The organism is Duganella sp. P38, assembly GCF_050859475.1.
Lineage (GTDB): Bacteria > Pseudomonadota > Gammaproteobacteria > Burkholderiales > Burkholderiaceae_D > Rugamonas.
Genome location: NZ_CP193936.1, coordinates 3,060,127 through 3,075,127, shown reverse-complemented (window position 1 = coordinate 3,075,127; position 15,001 = coordinate 3,060,127). Strand labels below are relative to the sequence as shown.

Below are 15,001 nucleotides of genomic sequence, written 5' to 3'. Positions count from 1 at the left end.
TATCCCCCCAACTCTACCGAAGCGCGCTCACGCCATTTTGATAAAGCTCAAGCCGGAAATAGAAGAACCGCCACGAAGACGATTGGGTTTCGCGCTGAAGCGCTCCAAAGCTCTACATTACGACACGTAGTGAGTGTGTAGGCCTCACGTTAAAGTAGTAAAAAAATAAATCAATCTATTTGCCTGTAATCATTGCGAAAATCTTAAAGCATCGATAGAATTTCCATTGGGAAACAGTCATCTGAAACACCTTATTGCACCCACTATCGAAATCTAACTTTGGACTCAAAGATGAAAGCAAAAATAATTGCCGCAGTTATCACCTCTGTAATCGCAGCACAATCGCACGCGCAAGCACCTACGAGCGTTTTCGTAAGTACAAGGATTCTTCAGGGGAACGGGTGCAACAGCAACGGCAGCATAGCCTCAATCAATGAGACTTTCGTTAATGGCTTGGTTCGCGAAGCGCTGATTAGAAAAGGATACACGATCGCCAAATCGAAAGACGACGCGACAGATGGGTTACGCGCGCAATACGATGTGACGTTGTGCGGGACATCCTACGGCTCGGTTGTGCAATACACTGCATCGGTTGGTATGTATGCGATCAGCAAGGGGGCTTCCAAAGCGGTCCCAACGATGACTGAAGTCCCCTTCAATTATTCGAATGCATTTGCGTTTGCATCTGGCGATCCGACCAAAAACCAAGCCGCCAGGTTGATGGAGTACTTGAAACCTCAGATCCTGGACCACATCAAGACCGCTTTCTAAACGGACCTACGAGTTCAAGGCTGCGCGGCTACGGCTCGAAACAGTCACCGCAGCATTGCGGCGGACCGTGCATTATGCGACTGGAGTAGCCCCTCCAGCTCGCTGACCATGTCCAGCACACGCTCACGCTCGAATCCCTGGCTAGCAACCTCGCTTTTTCCAGTCCCCTTGCACGGTACGCAAATGCGGCGCTCCGAGGTGTTGCCGCTGCCCGAGCAAGCCGGGCACTTCCCGTCCAGCCAGTGCGCCAGCGACCGTTCGGCCACACGACGGTACAGCGCCTCGGCGGCCTGACCGTCCCAAGCATTGCCGATCTTCACCCACTGTTGATTTGCATCGAAAAGTGACCCACTTTCCCCAGTAATTTGCAACTGAATCTGATAATCATCTAGCCGTCCTCCCTCCGGCCAAGCCGAGGAATAAAGTCACGGTACGAATCCGAACTTTATCAAGGAGGACGTCATGTTATTTTGTGGCATTGATCTTCATTCCAACAACTGCCTTGTCGTCGTCTCCGACGACAACGACAAGGTCGTGTACTCCAAGCGCTTACCCAACGATCTGGCAACCATCTGCGCAGCGCTCAGTCCGTATCAGCAGGAGTTATTCGGTGTGGTCGTGGAGTCCACGTACAACTGGTACTGGTTGGTTGACGGCTTAGTGGCAGCTGGATACTCGCTCCACCTAGCGAACACCACTGCGATAAAACAATATGATGGTCTCAAGCATCGCGGTGATGAATCCGATGCCCGTCATCTGGCTCACATCCTCCGTCTCGGGCTACTGCCCGAAGGCTACATCATGCCTCAACCTGTTCGCGCCGTTCGGGACTTAGCTCGTAAGCGTATGCAGTTAGTCCAGCAACGCACAACCCAGCTCGTGTCCATACAAACCTGTTTGATGCAGCAAACAGGTAGCGCAGTCGCCGGCAAGGATATCAAGCGACTGACCTGCGCCATTGTCGATGACATGTCATTAGATCCGGGCACGACACTCGGTATCAAAGCGAATCTTTTCGTACTTCAGGCGCTTCAAAAGCAGATCGATATAGTTGAAGAAGTTTTGGCTGCATACTGTCACGGCAATCCAGAATACAAATTGCTAACCAGCGTGGCAGGAATTGGCCCCATCCTCGCAACGATCATTCTTCTTGAGACCGGAGAGATCGAGCGTTTTGCTGATGCTGGCAACTATGCATCGTACTGCCGGTGCGTCGTAAGCGTCAAGGCAGCACCGTCTTGTGCAGTTTGACATTCGTGGCGGCTAGAATGTGAGTTTTCCCGCACTCTGCCTTGCCATGAACAACTATCCCCGCTTTACGATCAACCGTCATTTGATCATCTTGATGCCCAAGCAACCAGTCCTCGACTGGATCATGCGCGTCGATCCAAATCCGCCCAGTTTGACGCTCGAACAACTTCGTCAGGAGCAGAATGCTTTTCTCGTGCACGATGCTCTCGATGGCCAGCAGGATGCAGAGAAGTGGGTAAAGCGCAGTTGGCAGGTGTTCTTCGAAGGTTATCTTAACGAGTGGTACACCGTCGAATCGTGGTGGCCACAGAAGCGAACTTACAAGATGTTTAAGGACTGGTTCGAGGTCCAGTATCACTCGATGGTATGGGATTTGGCGGCGCGTGAGCCCATCAGCTACGATGACTGGGACTCGCCGGATGACGAGGCACCGCTTAACTGAACGGCGCAATTCCAAGGAAGGAAGTCATTCACCTTGTTTACCGGATGGTCAGCGATGTGGGCTAACACATGGCGCAACCAAGCTTCGGGGTCGACACCATTCAGCTTGGCCGTGCCGATCAGCGGGTAGATCGCGGCAGCGCGCTCGCCGCCGCTGTCGGCGCCAGCAAACAGGTAGTTGCGGCGCCCAATGGCGACACCACGCAAGGCACGTTCGGCTGCCGAGTTATCAATCTCGATGGCGCCGTCGTCGCAGTAGCGCAGCAACGCCGGCCACAGCTTGAGCGCGTACAGGATCGCCGCCGCCGTGTCGGATTTGCGTGACAAGGTATCGAGCGCGGCGCGCAGCCAGCGCTCAAGATCATCGACCAAAGGCCGCGCACGAGCTTGTCGTGCTTGTCTTCGTTCATCCGGTGGCTTGCCTCGGATCTCGGCTTCGATCACGTACAGTTCGGCGATGCGTTGCAGGGCTTCGGTGGTTAGCGCTTGTCGGTCGCGCCGCGTGCAGATCGTAGAACTTACGTCGGGCATGCGCCCAGCAGGCAGCTTCGCGGATCGTGCCGCCTTCGAATAAGGCGTTGAAGCCAGCATAAGCATCGGCTTGCAGCACGCCTTCAAACTTGGCCAGGTGGGTTTGTGGATGAATACCTTTACGATCGGGCGTATAGGCAAACCAGACAGCTGCTGGTGTGGTGTTGCCGGCTGGCCGGTCGTCGCGCACATAGGTCCACAGGCGCGCCGTTTTGGTCTTGCCGTTGCCTGGCGCCAGCACTGGGAGCGGTGTATCGTCGGCATGTAGCTTCGATGCCGCCAGCACGTGGCGCCGAATGGCATCCACCAACGGACGTAGCAACGCGCTGGCAGCGCCGACCCAGCTCGCCAGCAGCGCGCGATCCAGGTCAACACCCTCACGGGTGTAGATGACGGACTGACGGTACAGCGGCAGATGATCGGCGAACTTCGCCACCAGAATGTGCGCCAGTAAGCCAGGGCCGGCGATGCCGCGCTCGATGGGCCGGCTTGGCGCCGGCGCCTGGACGATGGCATCGCAACAGGCGCATGCCAGCTTGGGGCGCACATGGCGGATTACTCGGAAGCTGGCAGGCACGAACTCCAATTGCTCTGCCACGTCTTCGCCCAGCGGCCGCAGGCTGCCACCACAGGCCGGGCAGGCCTCGGCCATGGGTGCGTAGACCTTCTCGTCACGTGGCAGATGCTCGGGCAAAGGCCGGCGTACCGATTTCTTGCGTGGCGCCTGATCGACGGCAGGCATCTCGCCCGCAGCCTCGGCCTCGTCCGCCTGCAGATCTTCCAGTTGCAGCTCCAGCTGCTCAATCTGATGGTCCAGTTTTTCCGACTTGCGGCCGAACTGCATACGCCGCAGTTTGGCAATCTGCAGCTTGAGGTGTTCGATCTCGACAGCGCGCGTGTTGAGTTGTTCCGTCAGCCCCACCAATTGCGCGTCGCGCTCTTGCAGCAGGCGCTCGCTGGCCAACAGCAATGCCTTCAAGGCATCGATATCGTTGGGGAGGTCGGCTGGGCTGAGCATGTGCCAAGCTTACGCGAGCCTTATCACGTTTACAAGCCCGACGTTGGCTTCCAAGTACGTTCTGGCCGCCGCCAGTCTATGCCTTCCAGCAGCATCGACAGCTGCGCCTGCGTCAGCGCTACCGAGCCACTGGTCGCCTGCGGCCAGATGAAGCGACCGCGTTCAAGTCGCTTGGCCAAAAGGCACAGGCCGTCGCCGGTCCACCACAGCAGTTTGATGAGGTCTCCACGCCGGCCACGGAACACAAAAACATGGCCGCTAAACGGATCTTCCTCCAGCGCCGTCTGCACTTTTGCAGCAAGCCCATTAAAGCCGGAGCGCATGTCGGTGGTGCCGGCAGCCAGCCATACCTTGGTGCCAGCAGGTAGGCCGATCATCGCAGCATCCGATCTAACACCTGGGCTAGCAGCAAGGCATCGGGCTTGCCTTCAATACGGACGCGGACCTGACCCACCTCGATCACAATCATGCCGCCAGCATCAGCATCAGCATCGGGACCGGCTTTGCCAGGCGCAGGTACGGTTGGTAGCGACACCACCGGCAACAGACCATCCTCACGCATTAACGCCGGAGCGCCGAGGCCCCCTTGCTGATAAAGTCTGCGCCAGCTGAACACCTGGTTGGCGTTGACGCCGTGTTCACGAGCGATGCGGGCAACGGAGGCACCTGGTTCCAACGAGAGCGCCACCAACGCGCGCTTGAACTCCAACGGGTGCTGGCGATAGTGGCCGCGCGCGTTGGCGGAAATGACCGGTTGAAAATTTGTGTCCATAATCAGAATTTGTGGGCACAAATGCTGTGCCAAAATTCGATCATGGCTGGTGCGCGGATCAGCGTCTAGACGGTGCAGACTTTACGCTTACGGTGCGTCAGCAGTGCGCATATCTCGAATGGAAAAAGAAAGGAGAAGGCAACACCAAGAACGGTAACCGTTACTTGGCATGGGCCTACGTCGAGGCAGCTAATTTTGCCATCCGCTATTGCGAGCCCGCCCGTAAATTCCATCAGCGGAAAAAAGCGAAGCGGAACAACGTTGTCGCCATCAAAGCGGTGGCGCATAAGCTGGCCCGCGCCTGCTTTCACATGTTAAAAACCGGAGAGAGATTTTCCATCGAACGCTGTTTTACGTAGATTGGCAACGGCCGGCAAGCCATAACGTGGGTTGGATATGAAGCCAGGAATCTGATTGGATGCCGCGCTGTCTGCCATCACCTTTGAGTAGGAAATGAGTCGCCCGGATTGTGAGCCACAAAGGTCTGGAGCCGCTTAGCGGTAGCCATGAAACTGTCCTAATCAATTGGACGCAAGACGGTACCGAGATGCTTCTGGGGCGGTAAAAACTGCCAGGGCAGCAGCCGCTTCGCTATCTGCTGCTTGATCCATATGGGTGACTGGTGCGATTCACGCAACCAGCTAACGAAGCACAGGGTGCGGTGTTAGAGATGTCGGCAAAGGTGATGGCTAAGTTATTGAAGTTGATCGCGAGGTATGCGAGGAAAGCATTCGCGCTCTTGACTGTGGACGGCTAATGGGTGACCCACGGGCTCAATGGCCCAAATTCTGATCGGCATCACCCTGCCTGACCACCTCCGTCACTTTATCCGATGATGGGGCGGTATGCTCAATATACGAGATTCAGTTGCAAATTACTGGGGAAAGTGGGTCAATTTTCAATGCAAATCAACAACTTGATCTTCCTAGATGCCCGATACAACACTCGCTGGACGGGTGACAAGGCCATTAGGCAACGATGGAGGCGTATTTTGAAGGCTGCTGGCGTGAGGTACCGAAATCCCTACCAGACGCGCCATACGTTCGCTAGTAGTCTTCTGATGTTAGGAGCAAATACGCTATATGTGGCATCACAGCTTGGGCACGAGAATACAGCGATGATCGAAAGGCACTACAGCAGGTGGATTACAGGAGGACTAGACGGGAACAAGCGCACACAGCTGTTAGCACTTTATTCCCAAATTGATCCCAAACGCCGAAATGAGTTCCCGGTATTTGAGCTAAGTGATTGATATCACTAGAAGAATTCTGGTGGGAAGTGCAAGTTTCGAACTTGCGACCCCTGCAGTGTGAATGCAGTGCTCTACCCCTGAGCTAACCTCCCGTTGAGTGCGAGCATTATAGAGCTTGCCCGCGCAAAGCGCAAGGGATGATTATGCCGCTTCCGCCGGCACCGGCGGATGAAGCGACGCAGTCCAGATGCACTGCCCCTTCACAGCCTTGTCCAGCCCGGCCAGACTTTCGGCGTGCGCCGCCAGTTCGTCCTCGGTGGCCGGCAGGAAGATGATCTCTGCCATGGCGACCGGCTCCAGCGCCGCGCCGAGGTCGACCTTTTCCTCCTCCACATCCATGCCCAGGCTGTTCTGGCCGCGCGTCATGGCCAGATACACGTCGGCCAGCAGTTCGGCGTCCAGCAGCGCGCCGTGCAGCTTGCGATGCGAGTTGGAGATGCCGTAGCGGTCGCATAGCGCGTCCAGCGAGTTGCGCTTGCCCGGGTGCAGCTCCTTGGCCTGCACCAGCGTGTCGATGACGCCGCCGATGTGCTCGGTAAAATCCGGCAAGTTGAGCAGCTTGAATTCGTGATTCAAAAAGCCCAGGTCGAACGGCGCGTTGTGGATGATGACTTCGGCGCCCTGGATGTACTCGCGCAGCTGATCGACAATTTCGTGGAACTTCGGCTTGTCGCGCAGGAACTCGGTAGTCAGGCCGTGGACGTTCAGCGCGCCCTCTTCCGACTCGCGTTCCGGGTTGATGTAGAAGTGGAGATTATTCCCCGTCAACATGCGGTTGTTCAGCTCGACGCAGCCGATTTCCAGGATGCGGTTGCCCAGCTTGGGGTTGATACCGGTGGTTTCAGTATCGAGTACGATTTGGCGCATAGTATTCCGAATTTAATTGCAGAGCGCAGTATATCAGCGCCCGCGCGCCACTTCCACGCCGCGGTTGGCCAGCATGTCGGCCCGCTCATTGCCCGGATGGCCGTTGTGGCCGCGCACCCAGCGCCATTCGACGGTGTGCATCTGTTGTGCGGCGTCGAGCGCCTTCCACAGGTCTTCGTTCTTGACCGGTTCCTTGGTCGAGGTTTTCCAGCCGCGCGCCTTCCAGCCGTGGATCCATTCGCTGATGCCCTTCTGCACGTACTGGCTGTCGGTGTGCAGCACCACGTTGCATGGCCGCTTGAGCACCGACAGCGCCTCGATCACCGCCTGCAGCTCCATGCGGTTGTTGGTGGTGTCGCGCGCGCCGCCGCAGATTTCCTTCTCGGCCGTGCCGGCCACCAGCAAGGCGCCCCAGCCGCCCAGGCCCGGGTTGCCCTTGCATGCGCCATCGGTAAAAATTTCAACCTTATCATCCATCCTGCTGTTCCCGTCGTTTGTTTGTTACCGGCACGCCGACTGCGGCGTTGGCCGTTTTTCTGGTCCATGCCGGACCGATCAAGCGCATGCCCTTCACCCGCTTGACCGCTTGTATGATGTAGACGCCGCCAAAGTACGGCCACCAACGCGAGCCGGCATTATCCATGAAGCCGTAGCGGTTGAGCCATTTTTCTGTGCGGCAGGCCGGCGCGTAGCAGCCGAAGTGGCTCTGGCTGGCGCTCATATTCAACAATTTTAACCAGTCTTTCATGCGCGGCATAGAGATCAGCTCCTCGGTGCGCGGCAGGAAGGAGGTGCCGCCGACGCGCCGCAGCACATGGCGCGCGCCCCACAGGCTGGCCGGGTTGAAGCCGCAGATGATGACCTGCCCTTCCGGAATCAGCACGCGCTCGACCTCGCGCAGCACCTGGTGCGGGTCGGGCGAGAATTCCAGCACGTGCGGCAGCACCACCAGGTCGATGCTTTGCGAGGCGAACGGCAGTTCCGTATAGTCGAGCGTGACGTCGACCGCGCGCAGCGGCGGCTGCACGCTGCGCGTCTTGCGGTCCGCCAGCAGCTTGTACGGCATGCGGCTGGCCGCCAGCGCGTCGATTTGCGGCATGCCGATCTGCACCGCGTTGTAGCCAAAAATATCCGCTGTTAAATTATCGAGACAGCTTTGTTCCCACGCACGCATGTACACACCCGCGGGCGTTTGCAGCCAGCCTTCCAGCGCTATAATGGACTTCTCCGCCCCCGCCTTATCCATGCTTAGCCTTTTGCAATCCAATGACCATATCTTCTACTCAAGCGCTCAGTATTCTGACAGTTCCTGCATTCCGCGATAACTACCTGTGGTTGATACATGATGGCACACACGCCGCAGTGGTCGACCCCGGCGACGCCAAACCCATCCTGGCAGCCCTGAAAGCTAACGGACTCAAGCTCACCGCCATTCTACTCACCCATCACCACGCTGACCATATCGGCGGCGTTCCTGAATTATTACAGCATTATCAGGTTCCCGTTTTCGGTCCGCGCAACGAGACCATTGCAGCCGTCACGCTGCCGGTGGGCGAAGGCAAGACCATCGACGTGCCCGGCCTGGCGCTGAAGTTGCATGTGCTCGATGTGCCCGGCCATACGATGGGCCACATCGCCTATGTCCGCGCGGCGTCCGGCGACGAGCCGGCCTGGCTGTTCTGCGGCGATACGCTGTTTGCCGGCGGCTGCGGCCGTTTGTTTGAAGGCACGCCGGCGCAGATGATCAGCTCGCTCGGCAAGCTGGCGGCGCTGCCGGATGATACCAAGGTGTATTGCGCCCATGAGTACACGCTGTCCAACCTGCGCTTTGCGCGCGTGGTCGAACCGGACAATGTGGCGCTGCAGCAGCGCGTGAAGGTGGAAACCGACAAGCGCGAGCGCGATGTGCCGACGGTGCCCAGCACCATTGGCATCGAGAAGGCGACCAATCCGTTTCTGCGCTATCGCGAGCCGGCCATTGCGCAGCAGCTGGTGCAGGCCGGGCGTCTCGACCGCGTCGATACGCCGCTGGCAACCTTCACCGCGCTGCGCTTGTGGAAGAATGATTTCTAGCCGGGCTCGCTGACGCCTGCCCGGCAGTCCATGCTGAGTATGGGTCCCCGCCTGCGCGGGGGCGACGTGCTCAGATTTCTTCGTACAGCGGCAGCGTCAGGAATTCCTCGAACGCTTCCGAGGTCGACATCTGCTCGAAGATCTGCGCCGCGCGCGGATAGGTCGGGCCGTCGCCGCCCGGCGCGGCTGCCTGCACCTTGGCCAGCTCCTCCGGAATCATCGCGCGCACCATGTCGGCGCTGACCTTGCGGCCATCTTCCAGCACGCCCTTGTCCGAGCGTATCCACTGCCACACTTGCGAACGGCTGATTTCTGCGGTGGCGGCGTCTTCCATCAGATTGTGGATCGGCACGCAGCCGTTGCCGGTCAGCCAGGCGCCCAGGTAGTGAATGCCGACGTTGATGTTGTAGCGCAGGCCGGCCTCGGTGATCGGCGCCTCTGGCTTAAAGTCCAGCAGCTGCGCCGCACTCACGTCCACGTCCGGGCGCTGTTTCTCGATCTGGTTGGGCTTATCGCCCAGCACCTTCTTGAACTCGGCCATGGCCAGATCGACCAGGCCCGGGTGCGCCACCCAGCCGCCGTCGTAGCCGTCGGTGGCGTCGCGCGCCTTGTCGTTGCGCACGCCGCCCATCGCCACCTCGTTCTTTTCCGGATCGTTTTTGATCGGTATCAGCGCGGCCATGCCGCCGATGGCCGGCGCGTTGCGTTTGTGGCAGGTCTTCAGCAGCAACAAGGCGTAGGCGCGCATGAACGGCGCGGTCATCGTCACCTTGGCGCGGTCGGCCAGGCAGAACTCCTTGTCCAGCTTGAATTTCTTAATGCACGAGAAGATGTAATCCCAGCGGCCGGCGTTCAGGCCGGCGCTGTGCTCGCGCAGCTCGTAGAGGATTTCGTCCATCTCGAACGCGGCCAGAATGGTTTCGATCAGCACCGTGGCCTTGATGGTTCCCTGCGGCAGGCCGAGTTCCTGCTGCGTCAGCACGAAGATATCGTTCCACAGGCGCGCCTCCAGGTGCGACTCCATCTTCGGCAGGTAGAAATACGGGCCGGCGCCGCGCGCCAGTTGCTCCTTGGCGTTGTGGAACATGAACAGCGCGAAGTCGAAGATGCCGCCGGAGACGCGCTTGCCGTCCACCAGCACGTGCTTCTCGTCCAGATGCCAGCCGCGCGGACGCACCACCAGCGTGGCGACCTTGTCGTTCAGCTTGTACGACTTGCCGTTCTGCTCCAGCGCGATGGTGCCGCGCACGGCGTCCTTCATATTGATCTGGCCGGTGATCTGGTTGTCCCAGTTCGGCGTGTTGGAATCCTCGAAGTCGGTCATATAGCTGTCGGCGCCCGAGTTCAGCGCGTTGATGACCATCTTGCGCTCGACCGGCCCGGTGATTTCCACCCGGCGGCACGCCAGCGCCTGCGGGATCGGCGCGATCTGCCAGTCGCCGTCGCGGATGTGGGCGGTCTCGGCTAGGAAGTCCGGCCGCTCGCCGGCGTCCAGCCGCCTGGCGCGCTCGACGCGCGCGGCCAGCAACTGCTGGCGACGGGCCTCGAATTCGCGGCTCAGTTTTGCCACCAGCGCCAGCGCGTCGGGCGTCAGGATCGTTTCGTAGCCCGGCTTGATAGCGCCGGTAATTTCCATGCCAGCTGGCAGAGTGATGGTCGTCATGAGGCAGTCTCCGTAAAAAAATATTAACGAATCGGTCTAATTATAAGCTTGTTGCATTGCGGTGTTTTTATAAAGTATATTCACTCGTTAGTTATACAAACAAGACTAAAAATCACTTCATCTATGCGTTTTAGTAAAAAGTGACGGAGACACCGAACGATGGGGCAATTCAGGCAGATATCCACCTTTGTCGAGGTGGTTGCACGAGGGAGTTTGTCGGCCGCCGCGCGCGCCGAGGGCATCGCGCCGGCGATGATCGGGCGCCGGCTCGATGCGCTGGAGGCCAGGCTGGGCGTCAAGCTGCTGCAACGCACCACGCGCAAGCTGGCGCTGACCGACGAGGGCGCCGCCTTCCTGGAAGATTGCCAGCGCATCCTGGCCGAACTCGAAGAAGCCGAATCGGCGGTGGCCGAACGCAGCGCGCACGCCACCGGCCACTTGATGATCTCGGCGCCGGCCGGCTTCGGCCGCCAGCACGTCGCGCCGCTGCTGCCCTCCTTCCTGGCCGAGCACCGCGACGTCACGGCCACGCTGAATATGAGCGACCGCGTGGTCGACATCGTTGGCGAGGGCATCGACGTGGCGATCCGCATCGCCAGCCTGGCCGACTCCAACCTGGTCAGCGTCAAGCTGGCCGACAACGAGCGCGTGGTGGTCGGCGCGCCGGCCTATCTCAAGCGCCACGGCGAGCCGAAGACGCTGGCCGACCTGAGCAAGCACAACTGCCTGGCGATCAGCAGCGAAGGCAGCCAGCGCGGCTGGACCTTCCGCGAGGACGGCAAGAACCTGGTATTGAAAGTCAACGGCAACATGGCCAGCAACGACGGCCAGGTGCTGCACGAATGGGCGCTGGCCGGCAAGGGCCTGGCATGGCGGTCGATGTGGGAAGTGGGCAGCGCGATCGAGGCCGGCAAGCTGCAAACCGTGCTGGACGGCTACGCGGCGCCGGGCAACGACATCTACGCGGTGTTCGCGCAGCGCCGCTATCTGCCGCTGCGGATACGGGCGTTTGTCGATTTTCTGCGCCGCACCTACGCGCAGCCGGACTACTGGCGCAAAGTGTACAGATAAAAAAATCCTCGGGTACCGAGGATTTCTTGATCGTTAGATCCAGCGTATTACAGCGGCTGAATGTTCGAAGCTTGCTTGCCTTTAGGGCCGGCGGTTACTTCGAAAGAAACGCGTTGGTTCTCTTGCAGCGACTTGAAGCCAGCCGACTGAATCGCCGAGAAGTGAGCGAACAGATCTTCGCCGCCTTCGTCAGGGGTGATAAAGCCGAAACCCTTCGAGTCATTGAACCATTTTACGATACCAGTTGCCATTACAATTCCTATTTCAGTTAATTTGGGCTTGCGCCCGTGATATCGTTTTTGAGGCAAGAAATACAAACCGTACTACTCTTGAATCTAAACGATGTCGCATTATACCCATTTACGAGAGAAAAGCACGTTTTCGCGAAAATAAATGCAGGACGTCGCATTTTTTGGTAGAAAACTCTCGCGTGGGCCCGTAAATGTCACTATAGACAACTAAATCGTATAGGGTTTGACCTGGATCAAGCGCACGATTAATCGTATTGCGCCGCTTTCGCATCGCGCGACGCCCACGCCAGCAGTTTTTCCACCTCCGGCGCCACCGGCGCCCAGCCGCCATGGTTGGCCAGCACCGCGCGCACCATCTGCTCGACGCGGCGCGCTTCCTGGCCGAACACGGCAAAGCCGAACGTCCCTGCCGAGCCGGCCACGCCATGCAGCACCTCGTGCAACTGGTGCAGCGCCTCCTGCGACGGCTGCGCGCCGCCGGCCTGGCAGGCGTCCAACGCGGCGCGGATCCTGACCAGCGTGCCGGGCACGGTGGCGGCGAATTTTTCGTTCAGGGCCGACAGGCGGGCGCGGAAATCCGGATCGACAGGCGTGGCCATGGCTATTTGGTCCCGAAGATGCGGTCGCCGGCGTCGCCCAGGCCCGGCACGATGTAAGCGTGCTCGTTCAGGTGGGAATCCAGCGCGGCGCAGTAGATCTTCACGTCCGGATGGGCTTTCTGGAACACGTCGATGCCTTCCGGCGCCGCCACCAGCGACAGGAAGATGATCTGTTCGTCGGTGACGCCGCGCTTTTTCAGCACGTCCACCGCGTGCACCGCCGAATTGCCGGTCGCCACCATCGGATCGCACAGGATGAAGGTGCGCTCGGCGGTGTCGGGCAGGCGCACCAGGTATTCCACCGGCTGGTGGGTGGCCGGATCGCGGAACACGCCGATATGGCCGACCCGGGCCGACGGCACCAGGTCCAGCAGGCCGTCGCTCATGCCGATGCCGGCGCGCAGGATCGGCACGATGGCCAGTTTGCGGCCGGCGATCACCGGCGCGTCGATGGTCATCAGCGGGGTTTCGATATGGCGGGTGGTCAACGGCAGGTCGCGGGTGATCTCGTAACCCATCAGCAGCGTGATTTCCTTAAGCAGGTCGCGGAAGGTACGGGTCGAAGTATCCTTGGCGCGCATATGACTCAGCTTGTGCTGGATCAGCGGGTGATCGGTGATGAACAGGTTAGGAAAACGCGGATCTTGTTTCATGGGCAGGCTCTTGCTGAGATAGTTATACGCCGCATTATACTAGGCCAGGCCCATTTATTCGACCAACGCCCGGGCCAGGATGGCCGCGCAATCCACGCCCGACGGCAGCCGTCCGTAGGCGCCGCCCGGCTCGCGCTTCAGCCGCGAGGCGATGAAGGCCGACGACACATAGTCCGGCGCGTGGCGCAACAGCAAGGCCGCCTGCACCGCCAGCACCACCCGCTCAGCGCGCACGCGGGCGCCGAATTCGTCGGGCTGCTGCTGCTGCGCCAGGTCGGCCAGCAAGGTGCTGCGGTAGGCAACAAAGAAGGCGTCGCCGTTGCCGGCCCGGGCCAGTTCGGTCGCCAGCGCCTCCAGCGCGGCCGGCGATTTGTTCAGCGCGCGCAGCACGTCCAGGCACATCACATTGCCCGAGCCTTCCCAGATCGAATTGACCGGCAACTCGCGGTACAGCCGCGCCAGCGGACTTTCCTCGACATAGCCGCTGCCGCCGATCACCTCCATCGCCTCGGCGCCGAAGCCCGGGCCGCGCTTGCAGATCCAGTATTTGCCGGCCGGCGTCAGCAGCCGCGCCAGCATGGCCTGGGCCGGGTCGGCCGACTCGTCGAAACAGCGCGCCAGCCGCATCGCGAACACCGTGGCGGCCTCGGATTCGAGCGCCAGGTCAGCCAGCACGTTCTGCATCAGCGGCTGCGAGGCGAGCGGCCGGCCGAACGCCAGGCGGCGGCGCGCGTGGTGCAGCGCATGGGTCAGCGCGGCGCGCATGGCGCCGGCGCTGCCGAGCACGCAATCGAGCCGGGTGTGGCTACCCATTTCCAGGATCGTCGGAATGCCGCGCCCGGGCTGGCCGATCAACCAGCCGTAAGCGCCGGCAAATTCCACCTCGGCCGACGCGTTCGATCGGTTGCCGAGCTTGTCCTTCAGGCGCTGCACGCGGATGGCGTTGCGCGCGCCGTCGGGCAGGTAGCGCGGCAGCAGGAAGCACGACAGGCCGGCCTCGGCCTGCGCCAGAATCAGGTGGGCGTCGCTTTGCGGCGCGGAAAAGAACCATTTATGGCCGACGATGCGGAACACCTCCTCGCCGTCGTCGCCGAAGCGGGCGCGCGCCTCGGACGGCGCCACCGGCGCGGCGCAGGTGGTGTTGCCGCGCACGTCGGAACCGCCCTGCTTCTCGGTCATGCCCATGCCGATCAGCGCGCCATGCTTTTGCCCGACCGGCAGCGAGCGCGGGTCGTACTGGCAGGACAGAATTTTCGGCAGCCACTTCGCGGCCAGGCGCGGCGACTGCCGCAGCGCGGGCACCGCTGCATACGTCATCGTCACCGGGCACTGCGAGCCGTTTTCCACCTGGCCGAACAGCAGGTAGCGGGCCGCCCGCGCCACTTGCGCGCCTGCACCGCCCTGCCACGGCGTAGCGTGCGCGCCGTGGCCGATCAGCAGCGCCATCAGGCTGTGCCAGGCCGGATGGAATTCCACCTCGTCAATGCGGTGGCCCTGGCGGTCGAAATTGTGCAAGCGCGGGCCGTGGACATTGGCCAGCCGCGCCAGGTCCAGCGTTTCCGCCCTGCCCAGTTCGGCGCCCAGCGCGTGCAGCGCGACGGCGGCGTCGCCCGCGCCCTCGCGTTCCAGCGCTTCCTGCAACGCCGGATCGGCCGCAAACAGGTTGATGTTCTCGAACGGCGCAACAGTATTGCGCACTTCATGCGTGTCGAAAGGCTGCATTTTGTCTCCGTTCAAATCGCGGTTAGCTGTTTTCTTGAACAATGCCCAGACTAGCATAAGAAAGGA

General features: G+C 60.4%; 16 protein-coding genes, 1 tRNA gene and 2 pseudogenes. 7 read left to right on the top strand and 12 right to left on the bottom strand.

Translation table 11 applies throughout. The features are described from left to right. Positions 1-291 precede the first annotated feature (291 nt). The 3 genes from ACRQ5J_RS14250 (at position 292) to ACRQ5J_RS14240 (ending at position 2,464) form a co-directional block, all read left to right on the top strand. The gene (locus ACRQ5J_RS14250; protein ID WP_432377562.1) at positions 292-771 is read left to right on the top strand and encodes a hypothetical protein; all 480 of its coding nucleotides are present in this window, start codon (positions 292-294) and stop codon (positions 769-771) included. Between the two features lie 462 nt (positions 772-1,233). After that, positions 1,234-2,022, top strand: a complete 789-nt coding sequence (locus ACRQ5J_RS14245) for an IS110 family transposase (RefSeq protein WP_432377561.1) — start codon at positions 1,234-1,236, stop codon at positions 2,020-2,022. Positions 2,023-2,068: 46 nt separating this feature from the next. Then, entirely contained in the window at positions 2,069-2,464 is a 396-nt protein-coding gene (locus ACRQ5J_RS14240) for a hypothetical protein (RefSeq protein ID WP_432377560.1), read from the top strand. On the opposite strand, the pseudogene tnpC reads toward ACRQ5J_RS14240, so the two are convergent. From tnpC to tnpA, 3 genes and pseudogenes are all read right to left on the bottom strand, one after another. Then, positions 2,419-4,012 (bottom strand): annotated as a pseudogene (tnpC, locus tag ACRQ5J_RS14235) (IS66 family transposase). The gene ACRQ5J_RS14240 and the pseudogene tnpC overlap by 46 nt on opposite strands. 29 nt (positions 4,013-4,041) lie before the next feature. Then, a complete protein-coding gene (gene tnpB / locus ACRQ5J_RS14230; RefSeq protein WP_432377559.1) occupies positions 4,042-4,389 on the bottom strand; it encodes an IS66 family insertion sequence element accessory protein TnpB in 348 nt (115 codons plus the stop codon). Continuing rightward, the gene (gene tnpA / locus ACRQ5J_RS14225) at positions 4,386-4,784 is read right to left on the bottom strand and encodes an IS66-like element accessory protein TnpA (RefSeq protein WP_432383654.1); all 399 of its coding nucleotides are present in this window, start codon (positions 4,782-4,784) and stop codon (positions 4,386-4,388) included. The genes tnpB and tnpA overlap by 4 nt, the downstream gene beginning before the upstream one ends. 90 nt (positions 4,785-4,874) lie before the next feature. On the opposite strand from tnpA, the pseudogene ACRQ5J_RS14220 reads away from it, so the two are divergent. After that, positions 4,875-5,143: pseudogene (locus ACRQ5J_RS14220) on the top strand (IS110 family transposase); the annotation flags it as partial. A 473-nt stretch (positions 5,144-5,616) separates the two neighbouring features. Further along, positions 5,617-6,036 carry a tyrosine-type recombinase/integrase gene (locus tag ACRQ5J_RS14215; protein ID WP_432377558.1) on the top strand — a complete coding sequence of 140 codons (420 nt, stop codon included), beginning with the start codon at positions 5,617-5,619 and terminating at the stop codon, positions 6,034-6,036. A 17-nt stretch (positions 6,037-6,053) separates the two neighbouring features. Here the strand turns inward: ACRQ5J_RS14215 and ACRQ5J_RS14210 are convergent. The 4 genes from ACRQ5J_RS14210 to ACRQ5J_RS14195 form a co-directional block, all read right to left on the bottom strand. Then, positions 6,054-6,128: transfer RNA gene (locus ACRQ5J_RS14210), tRNA-Val, on the bottom strand. Between the two features lie 49 nt (positions 6,129-6,177). Beyond that, entirely contained in the window at positions 6,178-6,903 is a 726-nt protein-coding gene (dnaQ, locus tag ACRQ5J_RS14205) for a DNA polymerase III subunit epsilon (protein ID WP_432377557.1), read from the bottom strand. A gap of 33 nt (positions 6,904-6,936) precedes the next feature. Continuing rightward, positions 6,937-7,380, bottom strand: a complete 444-nt coding sequence (rnhA, locus tag ACRQ5J_RS14200) for a ribonuclease HI (protein WP_432377556.1) — start codon at positions 7,378-7,380, stop codon at positions 6,937-6,939. Then, on the bottom strand, positions 7,373-8,149 hold the full coding sequence (locus tag ACRQ5J_RS14195) for a class I SAM-dependent methyltransferase (protein WP_432377555.1): 777 nt from the start codon (positions 8,147-8,149) through the stop codon (positions 7,373-7,375). Before ACRQ5J_RS14195 ends, rnhA begins: the two co-directional genes overlap by 8 nt. Positions 8,150-8,169: 20 nt before the next feature. Here ACRQ5J_RS14195 and gloB point away from each other — a divergent pair, with 20 nt between their 5' ends. Then, complete coding sequence (gene gloB, locus ACRQ5J_RS14190; protein ID WP_432377554.1) at positions 8,170-8,976, top strand: hydroxyacylglutathione hydrolase; 807 nt, start codon at positions 8,170-8,172, stop codon at positions 8,974-8,976. Positions 8,977-9,046: 70 nt separating this feature from the next. On the opposite strand, the gene aceB is transcribed toward gloB, so the two are convergent. Then, positions 9,047-10,639 (bottom strand): malate synthase A, encoded by a 1,593-nt coding sequence (gene aceB, locus ACRQ5J_RS14185; RefSeq protein WP_432377553.1) that lies wholly within the window; start codon positions 10,637-10,639, stop codon positions 9,047-9,049. Between the two features lie 159 nt (positions 10,640-10,798). Here aceB and ACRQ5J_RS14180 point away from each other — a divergent pair, with 159 nt between their 5' ends. Next, complete coding sequence (locus tag ACRQ5J_RS14180) at positions 10,799-11,710, top strand: LysR family transcriptional regulator (protein ID WP_432377552.1); 912 nt, start codon at positions 10,799-10,801, stop codon at positions 11,708-11,710. A 47-nt stretch (positions 11,711-11,757) separates the two neighbouring features. Here the strand turns inward: ACRQ5J_RS14180 and ACRQ5J_RS14175 are convergent, their stop codons facing one another. The 4 genes from ACRQ5J_RS14175 to ACRQ5J_RS14160 all read right to left on the bottom strand — a co-directional run bounded on the left by ACRQ5J_RS14175 (position 11,758) and on the right by ACRQ5J_RS14160 (position 14,935). Next, positions 11,758-11,961, bottom strand: a complete 204-nt coding sequence (locus tag ACRQ5J_RS14175; RefSeq protein WP_008448165.1) for a cold-shock protein — start codon at positions 11,959-11,961, stop codon at positions 11,758-11,760. A gap of 245 nt (positions 11,962-12,206) precedes the next feature. Continuing rightward, a complete protein-coding gene (locus ACRQ5J_RS14170; protein ID WP_432377551.1) occupies positions 12,207-12,560 on the bottom strand; it encodes an Hpt domain-containing protein in 354 nt (117 codons plus the stop codon). 2 nt (positions 12,561-12,562) lie between these two features. After that, complete coding sequence (gene upp, locus ACRQ5J_RS14165; RefSeq protein WP_432377550.1) at positions 12,563-13,213, bottom strand: uracil phosphoribosyltransferase; 651 nt, start codon at positions 13,211-13,213, stop codon at positions 12,563-12,565. 54 nt (positions 13,214-13,267) lie between these two features. Further along, on the bottom strand, positions 13,268-14,935 hold the full coding sequence (locus ACRQ5J_RS14160) for an isovaleryl-CoA dehydrogenase (RefSeq protein WP_432377549.1): 1,668 nt from the start codon (positions 14,933-14,935) through the stop codon (positions 13,268-13,270). Positions 14,936-15,001 lie beyond the last annotated feature (66 nt).